Origin of the sequence: Salinicola sp. CPA57 (genome assembly GCF_003206035.1) — a bacterium.
Classification (GTDB): Bacteria; Pseudomonadota; Gammaproteobacteria; order Pseudomonadales; family Halomonadaceae; genus Salinicola; species Salinicola socius.
This window is the reverse complement of sequence record NZ_PZJR01000019.1, coordinates 65426-89806: the sequence shown is the minus strand read 5'-3', so window position 1 is coordinate 89806 and position 24381 is coordinate 65426. Positions and strand designations below refer to the sequence as shown.

Sequence of the window (24381 nt, the reverse complement as noted above, 5' to 3'; positions counted from 1 at the left end):
GAAGGATTTTCGATGGAAGCGGTTACCCGTTTTTCCGTGCATATCGTGCAGCGTTATCTGCCCAGCGCGTTCGTGTTGGCGGTGATTCTCACCGCTATCGTCTTCGTTCTCGGCATGACGCTGGGGGGCCAGTCGCCGATGGCGATGGCCGGTTACTGGGGCGACGGTTTCTCGTCGCTGTTCAAGTTCGGCATGCAGATGGTGCTGGTGCTGTTGACCGGCTATGTGCTGGCGCTGACGCCGGTGATGCAGCAGTTGCTGAGCGGATTGACCCGGCAGGCCAGTACGCCTCGTCAGGCGCTGGTGCTGACGATCGTGGTCAGCTTTGTCTGTTACTACCTCAACTGGGGCTTCGGTATGGTCGCGGGGGCGATTCTGGCCCGCGAGATGGGGCGCCGGGTCGCGATTCACTTCCCGTTGCTGGTTGCCGCCGCTTACGGTGGCGAGCTGGTGCGGGGTCCGTCTTCCTCGATTCCGCTGGTCATCGCCACGCCGGGGCACTTCATGGAGGATGCCATTGGCATCGTCCCGGTCTCCGAGACGCTCTATTCGAGCTGGAACATCGTGCTCACCCTGGCGCTGCTGGGATTGCTGGTGCTGTTTTTCGTGCTGCAGAAACAGCCCGACAAGATCGTGCGCCTGGAAACGTCGGATGCCGATGACGAGGGGAATGAATCGGATGCTCGTCACGATGGCAGCTTCTCGGATCGCATCGAGAATAGCCGCCTGCCGACACTATTCATGGGCCTGTTGGCCGCGGTCTATCTGGTCGGTCAGATGATCGCTCAGGGATTCAGTCTCAACCTCAATACCGTGATCCTGATCTTCCTGGCGCTCGGCCTGTTGCTGCATAACAGTCCGGCGGCCTATCTCAGTGCTGTCGAAAAGGCTGTCGGCGCGGCGCGCGGCATCATCGTGCAGTTTCCGCTCTATGCCGGAATCGCCGGAATGATGACCCATGCCGACCTGGTGACCCAGTTCTCGGAAATGATCATCTCATTGGCGACACCGGAGACATTCCCGCTGTGGACGTTTCTTTCCGCCGGGGCGGTGAACTTCTTCATACCCTCCGGCGGCGGCCAGTGGGCTATCCAGGGGCCGATCATGATGCAGGCCGCGGCCGCTATCGGTGCCGATCCCGCTCGCACGATCATGGCATTTACCTGGGGCGATGGCTGGACCAACCAGATCCAGCCCTTCTGGGCGCTGCCGCTGCTGGGCGTTGCCGGGCTGTCAGCGCGTGACATCATGGGCTACTTGTTGATCTGGCTGGTGATATCCGGCGTGGCGATTGCCGGCACCTTCGTCGCGCTGGCGACTTTCGCCTGACAGGAAACACTGACTTCTCGAGGACCGCGACATGCCTTTTGCCAACATTGAAGCGCGTACCGTTGCCTACCGGTTGCTGGGTGCCGAGGCCAACCCGCTGGTGGTTCTGGCTCATCCACTCGGGATGACCCAGGCGGTATGGGACGACCTATTGCCGCAACTGCTGCCGCACTATCGCGTGCTGACCTGGGACCTGCCGGGCCACGGTGCCAGCCAGGCCTGGCCTGCGAACGGCGGCGCGATAACGCCGGCGCGGCTGGCCGGCGAAGTACTGGACCTGGTGCAGCTCGCCGGTGTGGAGCGCTTCCACTTCGTCGGCACCTCGATCGGTGGCGTCATCGGTCAGCAGATGATCGCCGCGCATGGCGAACGCCTGCTGTCGGCCACCCTGACCAATACCGGCGCCGTGATCGGCAGCCCGGAACTGTGGAACACCCGAGCGCGGCGCGTCCGTGACGAAGGGTTGGCAGCGATGGCCGGTGAGATCGTGCCACGCTGGTTCGCGCCGACACGGATCAAAGCCGAGCCGGCGCTCAAGGACGGCTGGTGCATTCAGATGGGGTGCGGCGACGCCGAGTCCTACGCCCGGCTGTGCGAGATGCTGGGTCGGGACACCTTCGTCGGGCGCCTGAGCGGCAAGCATGTGCCGATCCGCTTGTTCGGTGGCAGCGAGGATGCGGCAACGCCGCCGGCGACGCTCGAGGCATTGGCTGCAGAGTGCGACGGCGCGCCGCTGGAGATATTCGACGGCGTCGGGCACGTGCCTTCGGTGGAGGCGCCCGAACGATTCGCGGCTTTGCTACTGGCGACATTGGCGGTGGAGCTTGGCGATGTCGGCGAGCGCGGCGTCGATTACTCGACCGGGCTTGAGACTCGCAAGCAGGTGCTCGGCGAGGAGCACGTCGCTCGCTCGACGGAGAATGCCACCAGCCTGGATGCGCCTTTCCAGCAGATGATCACGCGGCTGGCCTGGGGCGAGTTGTGGAGTAACAACGACCTGAGCCGGCGAGAACGCAGCATGATCACCACTGGCATTCTGGCCGCGCTGGGTCGGGAAGAACTGGTGCTGCATCTCAAGACTGCCAAGCGCCTCGGTCTGAGTGAAGCCGAACTTCGCCAGGTACTGATGCACGTGGCCATCTACGCCGGCGTTCCGGCAGCCAATCACGCCTTCTCTCTGGCCAAGCAGCTGGGGTGGGGAGAGGAGAGCGAGTGAGAGCATCAGTTCTCGCCGAGTTCGCAAGACGAACTAACGTTCGTCTAATGGACGAAGTGCGGCTGGCCCGCAAAGATATCAGTCGATATTGAAAAACCGCCGGATAACAGGGACTCGACCATGAACCGCATCTTCGCTCGCACCGTTCTCGCACTCTCGGTAGCTGGAGCGGCCGCTGCCGCCCAAGCCGACACCACGCTTCGCATGTCGCATTTCTGGCCAGGTGGTTCGGCCATCAACCAGCAGATCTTCGAGAAATGGGCCAAGACCATCGAAGAGGAGTAGGGCGGCTCGCTGAAGGTCCAGAACTTCCCCTCGCAGACCTTGAGCCAGGCCGACGAGACCTACGATGCCGCGGTCAATGGCATTGCCGATATCGGCATTACCGCCCAGGGCTATACCAACGGTCGCTTCCCGCTCAGCCAGATCGTCGAGCTGCCGGGTGTCGCCGAGTCGGCTCCGCAGGGTGCCTGCGTGTTGCAGACGCTTTACGACGACGGCCAGATCAGCGGCGAGTATGACGATTCCCATGTGCTGTTCATGTTCACCACCGGGCCGGGCTATATCCATACCAAGGAAACCGACGTGCAGAAGCCGGCGGACCTCGAAGGCCTGCGCATCCGCCGACCCACCGCGGTCGCCGGAGACATTCTCGAGAACATGGGCGCTCAGCCGGTGGGCATGCCCGCGCCGGATATCTACACCTCGATGCAGCGTGGCGTGATCGACGGCCTGAGCTTTCCCTGGGAGGGCATGAAAGGTTTCCGTCTCAACGAGCTATCCCGTTATCACACCCAGGTGCCGTTCTACACGCTGATCTTCGTCGCCACCATGAACAAGAACACCTACGAGTCGCTGACCCCTGAGCAGCAGCAAGTGATCGACGACAACTCGGGAATGAAATGGGCGGACAAGGCCGGTCGGGTGTTTGCTGCTGAAGACAGGGCGGGTAAGCAGCAGGCCGAAGAGGCCGGCGATACCATTCGCGTGGTCGACAACCCGCTTGACGACCCCGTTTGGCAGAAGCCGCTCGAGGATGGCATCGACGGCTATTTGAGCGATCTCGAATCGCGTGGTCGCGATCAGGCGCGTGACGTCTACCAGGCCGCGCAGGATGCAAGCCGGGCCTGCGCGCAATAAATTCGGAGCCCGATTCATGCATGCGCTTTTGCGGTTCAGCCGTTGGCTGGAAGTCTTTTCGCGGCTCATCGCCGGCCTCGCCCTGATCGGCCTGTTGGGTGTCACGGTGGTCGACGTGGCGTTGCGTTATCTCTACCGCTTGAGCGACGGGGCCCTCTCGCTGAGCGTGGTGGGTAGCGTGGAGCTGGTCAGCTACCTGATGCTGTTCGCGCTGTTGGCGGCGATGGCCGCCAATGTCGAGAAGAGCCAAGTGGTGGTGGAAGCCTTCAGCCATGGTTTGCGCGATTCCCTCAAGGCGCGCATCGCCGGCGTTTACCTGCTGGGCTTCGTGGTACTGGGGCTGGTTTTGGCGTTTGGGTTATGGGATGCGGCGGCCAGCGCTGCCTCTCACGGCGAGACTACCCAGGACCTGCGCCTGCCGATGGCGCCGATCTATGCCATCGCTTCGGGGTTGTGTGTATTGCTCAGCGTGCGTTGCCTGCTCCACGCCGCGCTCGGGGCGATATTTGCCCACCAAGTGGAGAGCGTCGAATGAGTAGTGAAATGATCGGCGCCCTGGGCCTCGGGTTGCTGCTGGTACTGATGGTGCTGCGCGTTCCAGTGGCATTGTGCATGCTGATCGTCGGCGTCGGCGGCTTTGCTCAGGTGATCTCCTGGGGCGCGGCGCTGTCGATGGTAAAGTCGGTGCCGGTCGAGGTGCTGTCGAACTACAGCTTCAGCGCGATCCCGATGTTCATTCTGATGGGGGTGCTGGCGGCGCATTCCGGCATGGCCGGCAAGCTGTTCAATTCCGTACGGGTGATCTGCGGGGGCTGGAAGGGCGGCCTGGCGATCGCCGCGGTGGGCTCGTGCGGGATCTTCTCGGCGATTTCCGGATCGTCACTGGCCACCGCCAGCACCATGACCCGCGTCGCGCTGCCGGAAATGGAGCGTCATGGTTACAACCGCGGCCTGGCCACCGGGGCGCTGGCCGCAGGCGGCACGCTGGGGATCATGATCCCGCCGAGCATCGCGCTGTTGATCTACGCCATTCTGACCGAGCAGTCGGTGGGCGACATGTTCATGGCCGGGCTGATTCCCGGGCTGATGGGGCTGTTATTCTACGCCCTGACGGTGACCGTGGTGGTGCACCTCAGGCCCTCGCTGGCGGCGTCGGGCGAACGCACCTCGTGGCTCGAGAAGTTCGCCTCGCTGGCCGGACTGCTGCCGTTTTTTGGCGTGTTCCTGGTGATCATTCTGGGCATCTACTTCGGGCTGTTCACGCCAACCGAAGGCGCCAGCGTCGGGGCTTTCGTCACGTTACTCTATGCCCTTCTCAAGGGACTGCGTGGCAGAGAGCTATGGGCCGCGGTACAGGAGACCCTGGCGCTATCGACAGTGGTATTTTTCATGCTGGTGGGCGCCGATACGCTGGGCTATTTCATCTCGGTGTCCCGGATATCATTCTCGATCAGCGACTTCATTTTCGGCCTCTCGTTGTCGCCGATAGTGGTTCTGCTGTGCATCCTGCTGCTGTATTTCGTGCTGGGCATGTTCATGGATTCGATCGCCATGCTGGTGATCACCGTGCCGGTGGTCTATCCGATCATCCAGGCGCTGGGCATAGACCCGATCTGGTTCGGCATCGTCACCGTGCTCACCGTGGAGCTCGGCCTGATCACCCCGCCGGTAGGCATGAACGTGTTCGTGATCAAGGCGATGGCCCCGCATGTGGGGTTGGGTGAGATATTTCGCGGCGTGGCGCCGTTCATCGTCTCGGACTTCGTGCGCCTGGCGCTGCTGATCATCTTTCCGGCGCTGAGTCTCTTCTGGTTGACGCCGTGAAGCTGCCGGATTCCAGGAAGCAAGCTCGTGTACCGCCGGGATCAGGTTGTCCGGCTAACCAGTTCAAACACGCTTTAAGAGTTGGAGAATGACATGCCCAGCAACGATAACAAGCGCTTCGTCGAGCGCGACCGTAACTGGCACCCCCCGGCCTATGCGCCGGGCTACAAGACCTCGGTGGCGCGCTCCCCCAATCAAGCCTACGTCAGCATGCAGGTGCCCAGCGTCTCCGAACTCGGCGGCCCGGATTTCTCGCGCCTGCGCATGGGCCTCCACGACAATGACCTGCTGCTCAACTATCGTGAAGATCCTGCGCGCGCCGGACAGGCCGGGTTGCCCATCGGTGAACGGATCATCATGTTCGGCCGCGTCGTCGATCAGTTCGGCAAGCCGGTGCCCAATACCCTGGTGGAAATGTGGCAGGCCAATGCCGGTGGGCGTTACCGCCACAAGAAGGACGGCTACCTGGCGCCGCTCGATCCCAATTTCGGCGGCGTGGGGCGTTGCCTGAGTGACGGCGAGGGCTGGTATCGCTTTCGCACTGTCAAGCCCGGCCCTTACCCCTGGCCCAACGACATCAATAGCTGGCGTCCGGCGCATATCCACGTCTCGGTGATGGGCCCGTCGATTTCCACACGGCTGATTACGCAGATGTATTTTGAGGGCGACCCGCTGATTCCGCTGTGTCCCATCGTACAAACCCTGCGCGATCCCGAAGCCGTGGAGACGATGACCGGTCGTCTCGACATGGCGCGCAGCCGCTCGATGGATTGCCTGGCCTACCGTTTCGACCTGGTGGTCCGTGGTGAACTGCAAACCTATTTCGAGAATCAGGGGTAAACCATGCAACAGCCGAACTCACAGCCTTGCGCTGCAAACATGCTGCGTGAAACCGCGTCACAGACGGCAGGGCCTTACGTGCATATCGGCCTGGCCCTGGATATTGCCGGCTTGCCGCCGCGCGGGGAAGAAATCTGGAACCGGCTCGCCTCACCCGAAGCCGATGGCGAGGCCATCGAGCTGGTGGGTCGCGTCATCGACGGTAACGGCGACCTGGTGCGTGACGCCTTGCTGGAAGCCTGGCAGGCCGATGCCCATGGCAACTATCAGTACGAGTTCGATCTGCGTGCGCCCTTCAACAGTTTCGGACGCACCGCGACAACGGCGGAGCACGACGGCGAGTGGTGCTTTCACACCGTCAAACCGGGCCAGGTCGCGTGTCGCGACGGTCGCCTGATGGCGCCACATGTCACGCTCGCCATATTCGCTCGTGGCATCAATATCCAGTTGCATACGCGCCTGTATTTCGATGACGAGGTCGACGCCAACGCGGCTTGCCCGGTGCTCAATGCGGTCGAGTCGCCCACACGGCGCCGGACGCTGATTGCCACGCGAGAAGAGGGCAAAGACAAGCCTCGCTACCGCTTCGACATTCGCCTCCAGGGTGAGGGCGAGACGGTATTTTTCGACTTCTGAGCGTGACCGTTTCACCTTACAGGCGTTACCTGATCGTCGGTAACGACTGTCGGAGGTTCTAGCCAGCAGCACTCTCAGGCGGTGTTGCAAATGCTGGCTTCCACCACGTCCAGCGGAGAGTTGAGGTCTCAACTGCTTGTTCATCTCCCGCCACGCTGACGAAACGCCGTCGGCGTCAGCTTGACACTGCGTTTGAAGAAGCGTGTGAAATAGGCCGGTTCCGTGAACCCCAGCCGTTCGGCAACCTGGCCGATGGTCATGTTGGTATAGGTCAAGTGACGCTTGGCCTCGAGAAGTACCCGTTCATGCAGCAGTTGCTGGGCGCTGCGTCCCGCGAGCCGTTGGCAGACCGCGCTGAGGTGCGCGCTGCTGATGCCCAGATGCTCGGCAAGTTCGGGAATGCTGGGCTGCTGATGGTAGTGGGCTTCGATGAGTTGCTGAAAGCGGGCGAGATGCGCTTCGCCGCGTTCATGATGGCGTAAGTGTCGAATTTGACGCCGCGTGGCACGCCGTGAGGCGAGGACCAGAAGGCTTTTGAGCAAGGCCTCGAGCAAGGCATCGCGCCCTTCGGCCGGCAGGCGGTACTCGGCATCGAGCTGGGCAACGAGCGTGGCGATGGGGGCGCGTTCGGCCTGTTCGGCCAATGGATAAAAACCCGCACGCGCCAGCACCTGGCCCTGGGGATGCAACGTGTCGGCGATATGGGCCGCCAGCGGCATCGCCAGGGTGATGATGTGGCCATCGACATCGTGCGAAAAGCGAAACGCATGCACCTTCATAGCGGGGACGACGATCAGCAGTGGCCCCTGGACGCGCTGCACGTCGTCATCGAAGGTCAAGCGGACCTCACCATGGGCGATATGCAGGACATGCACCAGATCGCCATGGCGGTGCGGGCGGATATGCCAGTCATGCAGACGGCTACGTTCGGCGATGGACTCACAGTGCAGCAAGTCCGGTGTCGGCCATTGATGCGTCTCGCCATAGAGTTGGAAGACCGGGATGACACCCTGTCGCCGTGTCGTCATGCCTTTCTCCCTGTGCGACGAAAGTCGGTGCTTCGACCAAAGTTACTTGCCGATCTTGGAAAAGTATAAATTCATCCGAGGTTTGTGTCTTATTCGTGGCTTTTTATCGGTGAAAAATGCAACCCGATGACTGAGCAACGCTCAGAGCCGAATAAGAGGAGATCACCATCAAAACCGAAGTCGCAATCATCGGGGCCGGGCCATCGGGGCTGCTGTTGGGGCAATTGCTGCAGCGCGCGGGGATCGACAACGTTATCCTCGAGCGGCGCAGCGGCGAATACGTCTTGAGCCGCATTCGTGCCGGCGTGCTCGAGCAGGGCATGGTCGATTTGCTGCGCGAAGCCGGTGTCGACCGCCGCATGGACGAAGAAGGCTTGCCGCACGATGGCGTCGAGCTGGCCTTCGACAATCGCCGAGTGCGTATCGACCTGGCGGCGCATACCGGCGGCAAGCGGGTCATGGTCTATGGCCAGACCGAAGTGACGCGTGACCTGATGGAAGCGCGCGAGGCCGAGAGCGGAAAGACGCTCTATGAAGTGAATAACGTACGGCCCCACGACCTCGACAGCGATGCGCCCTATGTGACGTTCGAGCATGACGGCGCAACACGGCGGCTAGATTGTGACTATATCGCGGGCTGCGACGGATTCCACGGCGTCTCGCGCCAGTCGATTCCCGAAGACCGGCTGAAGACCTTCGAACGCAGCTATCCGTTTGGCTGGCTGGGTCTGCTGTCCGACACACCGCCCATTTCCGACGAGCTGATCTATGCCCGCCACGAGCGGGGATTCGCCCTATGCAGCATGCGCTCCCGGACGCGCAGTCGCTATTACGTGCAGGTACCGCTGGAAGAGAAGGTCGAGGACTGGTCCGACGAGCGCTTCTGGGATGAACTCCGGCGTCGTCTCCCCGAGGACGTTGCCGCCAATCTGGTGACGGGGTCCTCACTGGAAAAGAGCATCGCGCCGTTGCGCAGCTTCGTGGTCGAGCCCATGCAATATGGCCGCCTGTTCCTGGTCGGCGATGCCGCACATATCGTGCCGCCGACGGGCGCCAAGGGAATCAACCTGGCGGCCAGCGACGTCAATACGCTGTACCGGCTGATGCTCAAGGTGTATCGCGAAGGCCGAACCGACCTGGTGCCACGTTACTCCCGGACCTGCCTCAAGCGCGTCTGGAAGGCCGAGCGCTTCTCGTGGTGGATGACTTCGGTTCTCCACAAGTTCTCCGAGGAAGAGGATTTCGGCGCCCGCATGCAGCAAGCCGAATTGGACTATGTCACTGGCTCCGAGGCAGGGCTGACCACCATCGCCGAGAACTACGTGGGGTTGCCCTATGAAGCCCTGGAGTAAACCATCGATAATGAAGCGGCGGCTCCATCGGCTATTGAAGAGAGCAGGGGGGCGCTATCAGCGCTGGCTCGAACGGCATGTTCGGGATGCCGACCACGAGCCGCTGTTCTGGCTGTGATCGCCATCCCGCTGTCGACGATCCACCTCGCTCATCGCTGCCAGCCAATGACCTCGACCGCCCGCTGTCGATGCGCTTCCGTTACCTGACTGACCAGGCTTCCACCGACGCACAGCACCAGATTCAGCAATAACCCCCACAGGCCGCTGTAGACGCCCAGCGGGCGCAAACCAGCGAAGGTGAAGGCGGCGGCGAGCACGGTGCCGGCGAGCATGCCGATGAACACCGCCTGCGTATTGAGCCGACTCCAGTAGAGACCGAGGATCAGCGCCGGTGCGGTCTGGATCAAGACTTCGAACTTGAGCACGAAGATCTGATAGAGCGTGCCCGGCGGATACCAGGCGATCAGCACCAGCACCACGACCGCGGCGACCCCGACCAGCTTGCCCACCAGGATCTTGCGTGATTCCTCGGCGTTCGGCGCGATGTAACGTCCGTAGAGGTCGTTGGAGACGATCGACGAGAACGTCAGCAGTACCGAGTCGGCGGTCGATACGATCGCCGCGATCACGCCGCCGAACAGCAGCACCATCGCCCAGTAGAAAAAGGCATTCTGGTTGGCGAGCGCGTTGGCCATCATGCCGACCAGCTGTTCGGATTCCGCGGTGGTCAGGTCGGGGAAGGCGGAGATGCCGATGATCCCGACCATGAACACCACACCGGCAGTCAGAAACGGCATATAGGCCATGCGGATGAAGGAGCGCTTGAGCGTCCTTTCGCTACGTGCAGCGAAAATTCGCTGGAAGGCATGCGGATAGATCGCTGCGCCGATGCCGACCAGCACCAGCAGGCAGAACCAGGTAGTGAGGCTTCCTCCGGTCGGCGCGCCGAGTTTCTGCGGGGCCTCGGCGATCATCGTCTCGGCCGCTGTGGGCAGCCCGCCCAGATAGATCAGCGAGCCGATCAGCAGGGTGAACACGCCGAACAGCAGGGCGATGCCCTGGATCGTGTCGGTGTAGGCCACCGAACGCATTCCGCCCAGCCAGCTGTAGGCGACCATGATCACGATGAAGAACACCACGCCGACCTGATAGGGGATCGTGCCGCCGGTCAGGCCGGAGACGCCCTGACCGATGGCGACGAACTGTTCGAGCAGATAGTTGCCCAGCCCGTAAAGCATCAGGATCGCGGCCAGGATCGTGACCTTCTTCGAGCGGAAGCGAAGATCGATCCAGTCCACCGGCGTCAGCAGGTTGAAGCGCCGGCCCAACGCATAGAGCCTGGGCGCGAACAGCAGATAGACCATGATGATCATGATGAAGAACGGCACCGAGACCAGATACTGATAGCCGAGGCGATAGGCCGTTGGCGGGTAGCCGACCACGGTGTTGCCGCTGTATTGGGTGGCGAAAAAGGTGAAGAAAAGCACCATGACGCCGAGGCCGCGCCCGCCCAGATAGTACTCGTCGAGACTCTCGCGAACACCACGGTTGCGCAGGAAGGCATAGACGCCCACGGCCAGCATCAGGCCGCCGTAGAGCATCAACACCAGGATGCCGGACCACCCGCTGAAGGCCAGTTCCACTTCCATCGTCACAGCTCCTCGTCTTCGTCGGCGCCGGTTTCCCACTGGGTCATCACTACCCAGGTAATGAAGATCGACAAGGCAAGCGAGGCGAGCAGGATGATCAGCGCCCAGTAGGGAACGCCGAAGACCAGCGGCGACCAGGAACCGGCGGGGAAATACCAGGGATTGATCAGGGCAAAAAGCACGACGAAGCCGATCCAGACCAGCGGTTTCCTGACCGGCTCACTGATATTTTTCTTCATGGAGGTACCTCGGTAGCGTGCGCGATGGCAGGACGAATTCGGCGCAATAGACCGAAAAATGCCACAGGCGGCGAGCGAGGGAACTATAGCCATCCGTGGCGACGGATGGCCATTATCGTTTGGCAAAGCGGGGCTTCGTCTATGGCGAAGATGTGCGACATTGGTCGCAAATAATGTCGTTTGAAAAGACCGTGCTGCCCGAGCAACGGACGATCGATCGCCGTACTGCTATCGTCTTCTCAGCATCCAGGTGGCGCCCACGGCAGAAATCAGGCAGCCGGCGGCCAGATAGATCGCGACGGGAGTCCAGCTGCCGTCATAGAGATCGACCAGGGCGGCGGCAATGAACGGGGTGAAGCCGCCGCCGATCACGCTGGCGACCTGATAGCCGACGCCGGCTCCGCTGTAACGGTAGGCGGTGCCGAACAGCTCGGCGAAAATCGGCTGCTGTACGCTGACTACCATGTCGTGAGCGAGGTTGGCGAGCGCCACGGCGAAGATCACGATCCACAGGATCGAACCGGCCTGCAGCGCCATGAAGAACGGGAAGGCGGCCAGCACGCCGACGATGGCGCCGGTGATGTAGACGCGCCGACGCCCCAGTGTATCCGCCAGGAACGCGAACAACGGGATGGTGACGCAGCTGATCGCGCCGACCAGCAGCCCGATATGCAGAAACAGATCCCGCGACAGATCGAGATAGCCGGTGGAGTAGCTCAACGCGAAAGTGGTCACGATGTACATCGTGAACAGTTCGGCCAGACGCATGGCGATGATGGTCCCGAAGGCGCCGGGATGGCGTTTGAGCGCCTCGATGATCGGTGGCCTGGCCGGCTTCTGGTCATTGCGTTCGACCGCTTCGACGAACTCCGGTGACTCCTCCAGGCTGGAACGGATCTTCAGCGCCACCAGCACCAGCACCACGCTGAACAGAAACGGCAGGCGCCAGCCCCAGGCCGTGAAGTCGGCATCGCTCAGCCAGTAGCTGAGCAGCGAAATGCTGCCGGTGGCCAGGATCAGGCCCACGCCGTAACCCACCTGCACGCCGCTGGAGTAGAACGCGCGTCGGCCTTTGGGTGCACTTTCCACGGCCATCAACGCCGCGCCACCCCATTCGCCGCCGACGGCAAACCCCTGGATCGCCCGCAGCGTCACCAGCAGAATTGGCGCCCACACGCCGATCTGGGCATAGGTCGGCAGCAGGCCGATCAGCGCCGTCGCGCCGCCCATCAGGATCACCGTCAGGATCAGCATGCGCTTGCGACCCAGTCGATCGCCGTAATGACCGAAAACCAGCCCGCCCAGCGGGCGAAACAGAAAGCCGACGCCGAAGGTTGCCAGCGCCGCCAGCGTGCCGGCCGCCGGGCTGACATTGGGAAAGAACTGCGAATTGAAGACCAGCGCGGCGACGATGCCGTAGAGCAGGAAGTCGTACCAGTCGACCACGGCACCCACGAAGCTGCCGATGGCGGCGCGTCGGGCCTGGCTTGTCGAGTGGGCTGGTGTGGTGGTCGTTGCGTCTACGCTCATCCGGAACTCTCGGTCGTCGGTGTCTTTATATCCAGGCGTGTCGACAGGGTGTGGCATCGACACGTTGGCGGCGCCGTATCTTACGTCATTGAATGAAGAGACACAGGTTCAAACCTGAACCGTAATGCCCGCGTGCTCGTTAGCTTCCCTTCCGACGTCTTTGATGCCGACATCTCTTATTCCGACATCTCTGATTCCGCCAGCTTTCATTCCGACAGGATCTGAATCTCCCGATCCCAGCGGCGTAGGAACGCCTGCCGGCGCAGCGGATCGACGAAGGCGAGCAGCGTGGCATTGATCGGAATCGGGTAGAGATGATCGCCGACCTGATCGCGCAGCCGCTGGGCGGTGTAGGGGCCGATCACGTCGTCGCGGACGCTGAACAGCGGAGTCTGGCCGGCCAGGATATGCTGGCCGCGTCGGCTGAGCAGAAAGCGGACGAAACGCTTGGCCGCCGCCGGATGTGGCGCGTCGCGATGGATGAATGCCATGCGCATCAGCACCAGTGAGTAGTCGTTGGGGACCTGGACGATGATGTCGGGATGGGTCTGGGCCCAGAGCAGTGCATAGGAGCCCAGCAGGTTGTAGCCGAGCCAGTAGCGGCCGTCGCTGAGCCCTTCAAGCATGCGCTGGGTGGTGGTTTCGAGCTGCACGTCGGCGGCGCCCATGGCGGCGATCAGATCCCACATTCGCGGCGTGTAGCGGGCGTCCTGTTGAAGCAGGGTGTAGCCGACCCCGCTGTCGCGCGGCGAATAGCTGACCACGCGGCCGTCGAGCCACTGGCGATAGTGGGTCAGCAGATCGAGCAGGTCGCGGTGGGTCTCCGGCGGCGGCATGTGCGAGGCCAGTTCGAGGCGATAGGCCATCACCACGGGTTCGAATGTGAAGCCGAAGACTTCGTTGCGCCATTTCGCCCAGGCCGGCCATTGATCGACCTCCGGCGCCTCTAGCGGCTGGGCGATGCCTTCGTTGCTGAGCGCCAGTTGCCACGGCATCGCCGAGCTGATCACCACGTCCGGCGGCGAATCGTGATCCCGGGCGCGCTGGTCGACCTCCAGTGTCGAGCGGTCGCGATAGTCGAGATCGATCTGCGGATTCTCGACGGCGAAGGCGGCCAGCACCGGTTCGACGATCTGACGATCCAGCGCGGCTTCGATGAGCAGCTTTTCGTCCGCCTGGGCTATGTCAACGCCGCCGACAACGAGCCATAGCCACAGGCATGAACCCAGGCCAACGTGAAGGCGTCTGTTCATGTCACGCTCCCCTCGGGTGGCCGACAGCGCGGCAATGTCAGAGAAACCTTGAGTCCTCGAGGCTCGCGGTTGGTGACCGTCAACCGGCTGCCATGGCGTAACCCGATGGAATCGGCGATGGCCAGGCCGAGCCCGGAGCCGCGGGTATCCTGGCGTCTTCCGCGCTCGAAAGGCTGAGTCAGACGGGCGAGTGATTCGGTATCGACGCCGGGGCCATCGTCCTCGATGGCCAGCGTCACCCGCTCGGCGGCGCCGTTGGGGTCCTCATCTTCATCGTTGCTGAGCCTCAGCGTGATTTCGCTGCCGGGCGGCGTATAGCGACAGGCGTTGTCGATCAGGTTGTTGAGCAGTTCGTGCAGCGCCCAGCGTTCTCCTTCGACCCAGATCGGTGTGGGCAGGTCGATGGCCAGCCCGAGGTCATGCTCGCGGCTGTCCTGACGATCGGCCCAGTCGACGGCGACTTCCCGCAGCAGTTGATCCAGTGCCAGCGGTTCACGCTCGTGCCCGGGGCCCAGATGTTGCAGTCGGGTCAGGCTCAGCATCTGGCCGGCCAGGCGGCTGGTGCGCTCGGCGCTGTCGTGGACGGTATTCAACGCCTGATACCAGCTGTCCGGGTCACGGCTGGTCAGCGCCAGCTCACTGGTGCTCTGGAGTCCGGCGAGCGGCGTCTTGAGCTGATGCGAGGCGTCGGCGATGAAGCGCAGCAGGGCATCGCGCTGATCGCGCTGATCGGCGAATAGCCGGTTGAGGGTTTCGACCAGCTCCTGCATCTCGCGGGGCACGCCGAGGGTCAACGGGCTGATGTCATCGGCGCGCCGACTGCGCAGCGCCTGACGGAGACGACGCAGCGGCGCCAGCATGGTGCGCATGGCGATGGCCACCAGCGCCGCGGTGATCAGCACCATCGCGGCGAAGCGGGTGGCACTCTTGCGAAACAGCTCCTGCGCCAGCAGGTCGCGGCCGCGCCGGGTATGACCCACCCACAGCTGCACCGGCTCCTGGGTGTCCCAGCCGGCGGAATCCACCTCGCGACCACTGAGACGAATCGGGCGGCCATCGTAGACGGCATCGAGATAGACCGGCTGATGGCGGGCCTGTTCCAGCATCGCGTCGGTGATGGGCAGATCGGCGTTTTGTGTCATCGAGACCCCGTTATCCGCCTGCAGCCAGTAGAACACCCGCTCCTGCCAGCGGGTGGCGAGGATCTGCAGCGCCGAGGCCGGCATTTCCAGGGTCGGCTTCCCTTCCGGCCACTGCAGCGACTCGGCAATGGTCAGACTGGCGGCCTCGAGCTGGCCATCCATGGCCCGGTCCGCTGCCTTGCGAGCGCTGGTGTAGGCCTCGATCAGCAACAGCGTGCCGAGGCCGGCGACGATGACGATCAGCCAGAGCGTCAGACGGCGCTTGAGCGAGGTGTGCGGTGAAATCACTCGTGCCGCGCCTCGTCGAACGTCTCCCGCGAGGCTTCGAGCCGATAGCCCAGGCCGCGCAGCGTGCGGATCGACAGGCCGGACCCCGCTAGACGCTTGCGCAGCCGGCTGACGTAGACGTCCAGAGCATTGGCGCCCACCGCGTCGAAGCCGAATAGCCGGTTTTCCAGCGCCTCGCGCTGAACGATTCGTCCGGCATTGAGCATCAGCGCTTCCAGCAGGCTGAATTCCCGCCTTGGCAGGTCCAGCGAAGTGTCGTTCAACCAGGCGCTGGCCGAGCGGGTATCCAGCACCAGCGCACCGAAACGCACGCTGTTATCGAGCCGCTGCTGGCTGCGACGCAGCAGGGCGCGAACCCGCGCTTCCAGCTCGGTGATCGAGAACGGCTTGGCAAGATAGTCGTCGGCGCCGAGGTCCAGCCCGCGCACGCGATCCTCGAGGGCGTCCCGTGCCGTCAAGATCATCACCGGCGTGGGGTCGGCGTGGGCACGTAACCATTCGAGCACGCCGAGACCGCTGCCATCGGGCAGGCCGAGATCGAGCAGGACCAGATCGAAACGGCCCTGGCGCAGCGCCTGGATGGCATCGTCGACGCGAGCCAGGGCATCGACGGTGTAACCGTGGCGGGTCATCGCCTGGGTCAGCGAGCGCGACAGCAGCGGGTCATCCTCGATCACGAGCAGGTGCATGGCAGTGTCTCGGCGTCATCGAGCTCTTGTCCTATGCGACTAATGTCCTATACGACAAAGGTTTAGATGACAGGTTGATGAAAGGTTAGCGCTCTAGCATCGCGCTGTCGGTAGGCAAAGCCGGCCCGAGTCCGGTGCCCGCCATGAGCTTTGCGAGCATAACAACCCAGGTAGGAGACGCACAGCATGCCAAACTCTCGAATCATTCCTCGCTGGCTGGTCGCCGTCGTGACCGGCGGCGCGCTGCTGGCCGGCGCCGTCCAGGCCCAGGCCAAGCCCCCCGAATGTATCGCACCGGCCAAGCCGGGCGGCGGTTACGATCTGACCTGTCGTCTGGCGGCCAATGGCCTGCAGGAGGCCAAGCTGATCGACGAGCCGATGATGGTCAGCTACATGCCCGGCGGGATCGGTGCCGTGGCCTATAACCATTTGACCGGCGTGCGCGACGACGATCCCAACCTGATCGTGGCCGCCAGCACCGGCGCCGCACTCAATCTGGCGCTGGGCAAGTTCGGTCAGCAGCACAAGGTCGACGACGTACGCTGGCTGGGCGCGCTGGGTGTCGACTATGGGGCCGTGGTGGTTCGCAAGGACGCGCCGTGGAACAACCTCGACGAGCTGATGAAGGCGATGAAGAAGGATCCCTCCAGCGTGGTGATCGGCGCCGGCGGCACGATCGGTAGCCAGGACTGGATGAAAGCCGCGCTGCTGGCCAAGGCCGACGATGTCGACCCGCGCAAGCTGCGTTACGTCTCTTTCGAGGGCGGCGGCGAGGCGCTGGCGGCACTGCTGGGCGAACACATTCAGGTCTTCACCGGTGATCTGGCCGAGCTCAAGCCGCAGCTCGACAGCGGCGAAATCCGCATTCTGGCGGCGCTGTCCGAAGAGCGCATGGGCGGGCCCTACGCCGATATCCCTACCGCCAAGGAGCAGGGTTACGACGTCGAATGGCCGATCTGGCGCGGTTACTACATGGGCCCCAATGTCAGCGATGAAGCCTATAAGCAGTGGGCTGATCGTCTGCGCGAACTGAATGACACCGACAGCTTCAAGAAGCTGCGCGAAGGTCGCGGACTGTTCCCGATGGCCAAGTTCGGTGACGACTTCCACCAGTACGTCAAGCACCAGGTCGCTGACTTCGAGCAGCTCGCCAAGGAAGTGGGTCTGACCCAATGAAACTCGCCGCCGACCGAATCCTGAGTTTGCTGTTGCTCGGTCTGGCGGCGTTCGTCGCCGTCCAGGCCTGGCAGCTGCAGGTGCCTTTCAGCTACGACCCGCTGGGGCCGAAGGCCGTCCCGCTGATGTTGGCGGGCCTGCTGGCGGTGCTGGCGATCGTGCTGTTCGTTCGCCCCGGTGCCAGCGGCGATTGGCCGACGGGGGCGCTGCTGCTTCGCCTGGTCTTCACCATGGCGGTACTGGGCGCCTACGCGGCGCTGTTCATCAATCTCGGTTTCCTGGTGACGACCGCGCTGGTCAGCATCGTCATCGCCTGGCTGTTTGGCGCCACGCCGGTGAAGGCGGTCGTCGGCGGTTTGCTGCTGGCGCTCGGCAGCTACCTGCTATTCACCTATGGGCTGGGAATCTCGCTGCCGACCGGTAGTTGGATCGAGCCGTTGCTGGGAGCCAACTGAATGTTCGATTTTCTGATCCAGGGCTTCGGTGTCGCCCTGACGCCGCTCAATTTGGGGCTGGCATTCCTGGGCGCGCTGCTGGGCACGCTATTCGGCGCGCTGCCGGGCATCGGGCCGATCAACGGCATCGCCATTCTGATGCCGCTGGCCTACACGCTGGGTCTGCCGGCCGAATCTGCGCTCATCCTGCTGGCGGGTATCTACACCGGCTCCGAGTACGGCGGGCGGATGTCGAGCATCCTGCTCAACGTGCCCGGCGATGCCGGTGCGGTGATGACCACGCTGGACGGCCATCCGCTGGCCAAGAAGGGCCTGGCCGGGCCGGCGCTGGGCCTGTCGGCGGTCAGCTCGTTCATCGGTGCCACAGTGGCGATCGTCGGTTTGACCCTGTTCGCGCCGCTGCTGGCGGTCGTCGCGGTCAAGTTCGGGCCCGCGGAATTCTTCGCGCTGATGATCTTCGCCTTCGCCTCGATGTCCGCGATGATGGGCAAGGATCCGCTCAAGACCCTGATCGGCGCCGTGCTCGGCGTGCTGATCTCCACCGTCGGCGTCGACTCCGGCACCGGCGTGCTGCGCTTCACCTTCGACATGCCCGAGCTCTACGACGGCATCGATTTCGTGGTGATGATCATCGGCCTGTTCGCAGTCAGCGAGATTCTGCTGATGCTCGAGCACGCCTTCCGCCATGACCAGGACGGCGAAATGGCGCCGATCGGCCGGGTCATGGTCAAGATGAGCGAAGTGATGTACTGCAAGTGGGCGATCCTGCGTTCCAGCGTGATCGGTTTCGTCATCGGCGTGCTGCCGGGCACCGGCGCCTCGGTCGCCAGCGCCGTGGCCTACACCACCGAAAAACGCATCAGTGACCGCGACAATACGTTCGGCACCGGGGACATGCGCGGTCTGGCCGCGCCGGAAGCCGCCAACAACGCCTCCGCCGCCGGCTCTTTCGTGCCGATGCTGACGTTGGGCATTCCCGGCTCGGGCACCACGGCGATCCTGTTGGGCGCGCTGATGCTCTACAACATCAATCCCGGCCCGATGATGTTCCGCGAACAACCGGTGGTGGTGGGCGGTCTGATCGCCTCGCTCTATATCGGCAACGTCATGCTGCTGCTATTGAACCTGCCGCTGGCCGGCGTGTTCGCCCGCGTGCTGCAGGTGCCGCGCTGGATCCTGGTGCCGAGCGTGGCGATCCTCGCCTTTGTCGGCGTCTACCAGCTTCACTCCGATCTGATGGCGATCTACCTGATGCTGGTCATCGGCGTGTTCGGGTATCTGCTGCGCAAGTTCGGCTTCTCGCTGGCGCCGGTAGTGCTCGGTTTCGTGCTCGGCGGGCTGATGGAAGAGAACCTGCGCCGGGCGCTGTCGATCAGCGGCGGCGACGTCGCCATCCTGTTCCAGTCCGGCCTTTCTATCGGGCTGTGGATCGCCGCCGCGCTGGTGGTATTAGTGCCGATGTTCGCGGGTAAGCTCAAGGCGAAGTTTCTGCCGGCCAAGGCCTCCTGATACGGACACCCAGGATAGTGCTGCAAGTATTCGACGGCCCCGCTCTGGCGGGGCTTTTCCTTTGTCGTCGACTCACGACGCTGAAGCGAGCCCCAATATCGTCGTTGGCAGTTCTAGCCTGGGCCTGACGAGTCCGGCTGCTATAGTGGAGCCTCCCGATGTTCCGGTAATTCGCTATGCGCTTCGATCTCATCTCTCTTAACATCTTTCTCGCAGTTGCTGAGGAAAAGAGCCTGACCCGAGCCTCGAAAAGGGCTCATTTGGCGGTCTCTGCCATCAGCAAGCGAATCGCGGAGCTCGAACATCGCGTTGGCGCGCCGCTCTTCACGCGTTTTGCCCGAGGAGTCGAGCTGACGCCTGCCGGACAGTCGATGCTGACCTACACGCGTCAAGTCTTCGAGACACTGCAACTAATGGAGCAGGAGCTTGGCGACTATTCGTCCGGTATCAAAGGGCAGATTCGCCTGCATGCGACGACATCCGCTCTGGCACAGTTCCTGCCTGAGAGTATTGAAACGTTCACGTCACTTTATCCCGGTATCAAGTTCGATATCGAGGAGCGGGTGGGCGCGGCGATCGTCAGAGCAGTCAGCGATGGGCGCGCGGATCTCGGCGTTTTCGCCAGCCGCACGCCGGCTCCCGACCTGGAAACGATTCCCTATCGTAGCGACGAACTCGCCTTGGCCGTCGCCGTCGATCATGCCCTGGCGGAGCGTGAAGTCGTGCGGTTCAGCGAGGTGACGCGATATGAGTTTATTGCCTCTCATGCCGAAAGTGCCCTGTATGCGTTGACCATGCAGGAAGCTGCCAAACTGAATCTGTCGCTGAAGGTGCGCATTCGGGTCAGCAGTTTCGACTGCATGTGTCAGCTCGTGGCAGGGCGCCTGGGCGTCGCGATTCTGCCGCGTCACGTCATCAACATCTATGCGCAGTCCATTCCCATCGTCGGGCTCAGGCTGGACGAGCCTTGGGCCAAGCGGGATCTGCAGATAGGCATGCGGGATTTCGCGACGCTGCCGGCAACGGCGAAGGCTTTCGTCGAGCATCTCCGCTTGCCTGAAATGTGACTTTACTTGGTGTGCGTTGAAGCATTAGCGCGTCGTTCTCGGACGGAGAACGCTCTCTTAGTGAGGTTTCAATATTGCCTCCAGAGGAGATGCAGTAATTTCCCATGATCGCGATGCCGCCTGGCACCCAAGGAGATCATGGCAGATGTTTCCCACCCCAGAAGAGATAGCGCCGCGCACGCTGAATGTGGCCGGCAAGACATACCGCTACCTGGCATTGTCCGATATCGTCGAGGCCGAGCAACTCTCGCGGATGCCTTATTCGCTGCGAATTTTGCTGGAGAACGTCGCCCGCAGAACGCCGCAGGCGTTGCCGAACTTCAAGGCGTTTCTGACCGGCGTGAGCGAGGAAGGCGAAGTCAGCTATTTTCCCAATCGGCTGATGTTTCACGACACCACCTGTCTGCCGGCGCTGGCCGATTTTGCCGGTATGCGCGACACCGTCGCCGAAATGGGTGGGGACGCCAGACGAATCAACCCGGCCATTCCGGCGGTGCTGGCGATCGATCACTCGGTCATTGTCGAACATTTCGACGAGCCTGATGCCTTCGCGCGCAACCTCGATATCGATTTTCATCGTAACGCGGAGCGTTATCGTTTTCTGAAATGGGCGGAGCGTAGCCTCGACAATTTCCGCGTAGTCCCGCCGGGCACGGGCATCATTCATCAGGTCAACATGGAGTCGTTGGCCACCGTGGTCTGGACCACGCCTGGAGAAGGCGGCGAGCCCGACTGGATTCATCCGGACAACATGGTGGCGACCGACAGCCACACGCCGATGATCAATGCGCTAGGCGTGTTGGCTTGGGGGGTAGGTGGACTGGAAGGGCAGGCGGCGCTACTCGGTGAGCCGGTCACGCTGAGCCTGCCGGAGGTGGTGGGTATCCGTTTGACGGGAGCGCTTTCGCCTTCGGTGACGGCCATGGATCTGGCCCTGCATATCGCCGAGCTGTTGCGAGCGGAGGGCGTGGTCGGCAAGTTCGTCGAATTCCATGGTCCGGGACTCGATTCGTTGAGTCTCGCCGCACGGGGAACGGTCGCCAACATGGCGCCGGAATATGGCGCCACCGTCATGTTCTTCCCGTTCGACGACATCAGCATGGAATATCTGACACTCAGTGGACGTGACGAAGCGCTGCGCGAACGTATCGCGGCCTATCTAGGCGCCCAGGGGCTGTGGCGGCAATCCGACGATCCCGAGCCTAAGTTCGATACCCGGCTTGCGATTGATCTTTCTCGGATCGAGCCCAGCGTTGCCGGGCCGCATCAGCCGCATCAGCGCCATGCATTGAGTGCGCTGTCGAGTTCCTACCGCGACCTGGGGCGCCCGTCGGGCGCGGTTCCGGCGTTGCTAGCGACGAGTCGTAGCGATCAGACCCAAGCCCCTGAGTGGCTCGATTCGCTGGATCATGGCGCGGTGGTGATTGCGGCCATCACCAGTTGTACCAATACGGCCAATCCCGCGGAAATGATTCAGGCCGGGCTAGTGGCGCGCAACGCACGTAAGCGAGGCTTGACGCGGAAACCCTGGGTGAAGTCATCACTCTCTCCCGGCTCCCGCGTGGTCATCGACTATCTGAACACGGCCGGGCTGCAGGCCGATTTCGATGCGCTGGGGTTCGGGCTGACGGGGATCGGCTGCATGACTTGCATCGGCAATTCGGGCAACCTGATCCGTGAAGTCGAGGCCCGTGTCGACGCAGGGCTCGACGGCGTCGCGGTGCTGTCGGGCAACCGTAACTTTCAGGGGCGCGTCAATCCGCGGGTTTCCTCGGGCTATTTGATGTCGCCGGCGCTGGTCGTCGCATTCGCTGTCGCTGGCGATATCAATCGCGACATCACTCACGAGCCCCTGACGCATGATGGCGATGGTGCCCCGGTCTATCTGCACGAGCTGATGCCAAGCGATGAAGAGGTCGAGGCGATGATCCAGGCCGTGGTGCGTCCGGAGGATTTCACGGCCCGCAACGCCAGCCTATGGACCGGCAGCGAGCATTGGCAACACATGGATGCTGAAGGCAGTTTGCGCTTTCCATGGCGGGAAACGTCGACCTATCTGCGCCGCCCCGCTTATCTGGACAACGTCCCCAAGCATGCTCGAAGCTCGCTGGCGGTTGCCGACGCGCGCGTGATTATGCAGCTTGGCGACAACGTCACCACCGACCATATCTCTCCCGCCGGGGCGATTCCTACCGAAAGTCTGGCCGGCGAATATCTGCTGAAGATGGGCGAAGCCGAAGGAGATCTCAACCAGTATTCCACGCGACGCAGCAACCACGAGGTGATGCTGCGCGGAGCCTACACCAATCGCCGGGTGGCCAATCAACTTCCAGGCACTCAGGTGGGTGAAGGGGTATGGGCCAAGCCGTTGGATGGCGGCGAACCAGTGCCGTTGTTCGAAGCATTTGGGAGTTATGTCGAGGCAGGCGTTCCTCTGGTCGTCTTTGCCGGTATCAATTATGGCGCGGGTTCCAGCCGGGACTGGGCGGCGAAGGCTCAAGCGTTGATGGGCGTGCGCGCTGTCGTTGCACGCAGTTTCGAGCGCATTCATCGCAGCAATTTGATCGGCATGGGCGTGCTGCCGCTACTGTTGCCATCGGAGGTAACCGCGAGATCACTCGGACTGACCGGTGACGAGACGATCGACTTCGAGGTTGCCACCGAACTGGCGGTCGGCGAGAACCCGGTTGTCATGTGGCTGCATAGGGCAACGGGAACTGACACTGTCGAACTCAAACTCAGCATCGATTCATCTCAGGAATTGGCATATCTCATCCATGGCGGGATCTTGCCTTATGTGGTGCGCAAGACGGTCAACGTGTCAGAGTCGAGTCACTCCTCCGAGCCACCCCCAAAAGCCCGATCCAGCTCGCAGACTGTCGCAGGAGAGCCCTAACATGTTGGCCTATATCGGTTGTCGCACCACGAAACGGCGTCAGGCGCGAGGCAAAGGTATCGAGGTCTACCGCGTCGACGAGCATGGTCAGGCGTGGGAGCACGTCCAGTGCGTCGAGGGGCTGACCAACCCGTCCTATCTCTTGCTGAATCGGGCCGGAGATCGTCTCTATTGCATCCACGGTGATCGCAGCGACATCAGCGTGTTTTCGGTGCATCCCGTCAGTGGCGAGCTGGCTTTTCTGAATCGCGTGAGTACCGGTGGCGCCAACCCGGTGCATCTGGCGCTGGACCCCAGTGAGCAATTCATCGTGGTTTCGAACCACATTTCGAGTTCGGTTGCGGTGATCGCGCTGGAGAGCAATGGTCATCTAAAGGGTGTGGTCGATCTCATCGAACTGTTCGGCCAGGTCGGTCCGCATCGGATCGAGCAGCCGTTCCCCAAGCCTCACGCGAATCCGTTTACGCCGGATGGCCGTCACGTCGTCGTACCCGACAAGGGACTGGATTGCCTATTTGTCTTTCCCTTCGATGCCCAGCGGGGTCGGCTGGGCAGCGAAGGTGTTCGCAGAGTCCCGGCTCGTGAAGGCTCGGGGCCGCGTCACATCGATTTTCATCCGACCCGACCATTGGCCTACGTGGTCAATGAGCTGGACTCGACGCTTGTGACCTATGACATGCATGCCGAGACGGCAGACATGACGCCAAGGCAGGTCCTGCCCAGTGTCTCCATGCATTTCACGCAAGACAATCGCGCCGCCGGCGTCGCCGTCGATCCGACGGGGCGCTACGTGCTGGCTTCAAACCGCGGAGAGGACAGCATCGCGCTCTATGAGGTTGAGCCGAGTAATGGCGAGCTGACCCATCTGAAAACATTCTCCTCCGGCGGCAGAACACCGCGGTTTCTCGGTTTCGATACCGGTCCGGGATTACTGCACGTCGCCAACGAAGACAGCGACGAGGTCGTTAGCTTCGATATCTCCGTACTTTCCAGCTTCGACATCGCCCCCATCCATCGATTGTCGACGCCTAGTCCTGTGTGCCTGGCCTTTCGCGAAGACTAGGCGCCGATGAGGTCCGCTCGTCACCGGCAGTACGAACTGCCGGTGACGGCTCGGGTATCG

General features: G+C 62.5%; 20 protein-coding genes and 1 pseudogene. 14 read left to right on the top strand and 7 right to left on the bottom strand.

Going from position 1 to position 24381, the window contains the following annotated elements:
* Positions 1-12 precede the first annotated feature (12 nt).
* The 7 genes and pseudogenes from DOM36_RS19100 to pcaG all read left to right on the top strand — a co-directional run bounded on the left by DOM36_RS19100 (position 13) and on the right by pcaG (position 6985).
* A complete protein-coding gene (locus tag DOM36_RS19100) occupies positions 13-1329 on the top strand; it encodes a TIGR00366 family protein (RefSeq protein ID WP_110644048.1) in 1317 nt (438 codons plus the stop codon).
* Positions 1330-1360: 31 nt separating this feature from the next.
* On the top strand, positions 1361-2545 hold the full coding sequence (locus tag DOM36_RS19095; protein ID WP_110644047.1) for an alpha/beta fold hydrolase: 1185 nt from the start codon (positions 1361-1363) through the stop codon (positions 2543-2545).
* Between the two features lie 120 nt (positions 2546-2665).
* Positions 2666-3685: pseudogene (locus tag DOM36_RS19090) on the top strand (TRAP transporter substrate-binding protein).
* Between the two features lie 16 nt (positions 3686-3701).
* Positions 3702-4220 (top strand): TRAP transporter small permease subunit, encoded by a 519-nt coding sequence (locus DOM36_RS19085; protein ID WP_110644046.1) that lies wholly within the window; start codon positions 3702-3704, stop codon positions 4218-4220.
* The gene (locus DOM36_RS19080; RefSeq protein WP_110644045.1) at positions 4217-5509 is read left to right on the top strand and encodes a TRAP transporter large permease; all 1293 of its coding nucleotides are present in this window, start codon (positions 4217-4219) and stop codon (positions 5507-5509) included. The genes DOM36_RS19085 and DOM36_RS19080 overlap by 4 nt, the downstream gene beginning before the upstream one ends.
* A gap of 93 nt (positions 5510-5602) precedes the next feature.
* Entirely contained in the window at positions 5603-6349 is a 747-nt protein-coding gene (gene pcaH, locus DOM36_RS19075; RefSeq protein ID WP_110644044.1) for a protocatechuate 3,4-dioxygenase subunit beta, read from the top strand.
* Between the two features lie 3 nt (positions 6350-6352).
* The gene (gene pcaG, locus DOM36_RS19070; protein WP_110644043.1) at positions 6353-6985 is read left to right on the top strand and encodes a protocatechuate 3,4-dioxygenase subunit alpha; all 633 of its coding nucleotides are present in this window, start codon (positions 6353-6355) and stop codon (positions 6983-6985) included.
* Between the two features lie 140 nt (positions 6986-7125).
* Here pcaG and DOM36_RS19065 read toward each other — a convergent pair whose 3' ends face one another.
* On the bottom strand, positions 7126-8013 hold the full coding sequence (locus DOM36_RS19065; RefSeq protein ID WP_110644042.1) for a helix-turn-helix domain-containing protein: 888 nt from the start codon (positions 8011-8013) through the stop codon (positions 7126-7128).
* Between the two features lie 167 nt (positions 8014-8180).
* On the opposite strand from DOM36_RS19065, the gene pobA reads away from it, so the two are divergent.
* Entirely contained in the window at positions 8181-9365 is a 1185-nt protein-coding gene (pobA, locus tag DOM36_RS19060) for a 4-hydroxybenzoate 3-monooxygenase (RefSeq protein WP_110644041.1), read from the top strand.
* A gap of 149 nt (positions 9366-9514) precedes the next feature.
* Here pobA and DOM36_RS19055 read toward each other — a convergent pair whose 3' ends face one another.
* The 6 genes from DOM36_RS19055 to DOM36_RS19030 form a co-directional block, all read right to left on the bottom strand.
* The gene (locus DOM36_RS19055) at positions 9515-11014 is read right to left on the bottom strand and encodes a sodium:solute symporter family protein (protein ID WP_110644040.1); all 1500 of its coding nucleotides are present in this window, start codon (positions 11012-11014) and stop codon (positions 9515-9517) included.
* A 2-nt stretch (positions 11015-11016) separates the two neighbouring features.
* Entirely contained in the window at positions 11017-11253 is a 237-nt protein-coding gene (locus tag DOM36_RS19050; protein ID WP_110644039.1) for a hypothetical protein, read from the bottom strand.
* A 228-nt stretch (positions 11254-11481) separates the two neighbouring features.
* A complete protein-coding gene (shiA, locus tag DOM36_RS19045) occupies positions 11482-12783 on the bottom strand; it encodes a shikimate transporter (protein ID WP_110644038.1) in 1302 nt (433 codons plus the stop codon).
* A 206-nt stretch (positions 12784-12989) separates the two neighbouring features.
* On the bottom strand, positions 12990-14036 hold the full coding sequence (locus DOM36_RS19040) for an ABC transporter substrate-binding protein (protein WP_110644037.1): 1047 nt from the start codon (positions 14034-14036) through the stop codon (positions 12990-12992).
* On the bottom strand, positions 14033-15466 hold the full coding sequence (locus DOM36_RS19035) for a sensor histidine kinase (RefSeq protein WP_110644036.1): 1434 nt from the start codon (positions 15464-15466) through the stop codon (positions 14033-14035). The genes DOM36_RS19040 and DOM36_RS19035 overlap by 4 nt, the downstream gene beginning before the upstream one ends.
* Positions 15463-16155, bottom strand: a complete 693-nt coding sequence (locus tag DOM36_RS19030) for a response regulator transcription factor (protein WP_110644035.1) — start codon at positions 16153-16155, stop codon at positions 15463-15465. Before DOM36_RS19030 ends, DOM36_RS19035 begins: the two co-directional genes overlap by 4 nt.
* A 186-nt stretch (positions 16156-16341) precedes the next feature.
* On the opposite strand from DOM36_RS19030, the gene DOM36_RS19025 reads away from it, so the two are divergent.
* The 6 genes from DOM36_RS19025 to DOM36_RS19000 all read left to right on the top strand — a co-directional run bounded on the left by DOM36_RS19025 (position 16342) and on the right by DOM36_RS19000 (position 24321).
* Entirely contained in the window at positions 16342-17331 is a 990-nt protein-coding gene (locus DOM36_RS19025) for a tripartite tricarboxylate transporter substrate binding protein (protein ID WP_110644034.1), read from the top strand.
* Complete coding sequence (locus DOM36_RS19020; RefSeq protein WP_110644033.1) at positions 17328-17786, top strand: tripartite tricarboxylate transporter TctB family protein; 459 nt, start codon at positions 17328-17330, stop codon at positions 17784-17786. The genes DOM36_RS19025 and DOM36_RS19020 overlap by 4 nt, the downstream gene beginning before the upstream one ends.
* Entirely contained in the window at positions 17787-19295 is a 1509-nt protein-coding gene (locus DOM36_RS19015; RefSeq protein ID WP_110644032.1) for a tripartite tricarboxylate transporter permease, read from the top strand.
* A gap of 176 nt (positions 19296-19471) precedes the next feature.
* Positions 19472-20362 carry a LysR family transcriptional regulator gene (locus DOM36_RS19010; protein WP_110644031.1) on the top strand — a complete coding sequence of 297 codons (891 nt, stop codon included), beginning with the start codon at positions 19472-19474 and terminating at the stop codon, positions 20360-20362.
* A 145-nt stretch (positions 20363-20507) separates the two neighbouring features.
* Positions 20508-23258: an aconitate hydratase AcnA gene (gene acnA, locus DOM36_RS19005; protein ID WP_110644030.1), complete on the top strand. Its 2751-nt coding sequence runs from the start codon at positions 20508-20510 to the stop codon at positions 23256-23258.
* Between the two features lies 1 nt (position 23259).
* Complete coding sequence (locus tag DOM36_RS19000; RefSeq protein WP_157958687.1) at positions 23260-24321, top strand: lactonase family protein; 1062 nt, start codon at positions 23260-23262, stop codon at positions 24319-24321.
* Positions 24322-24381 lie beyond the last annotated feature (60 nt).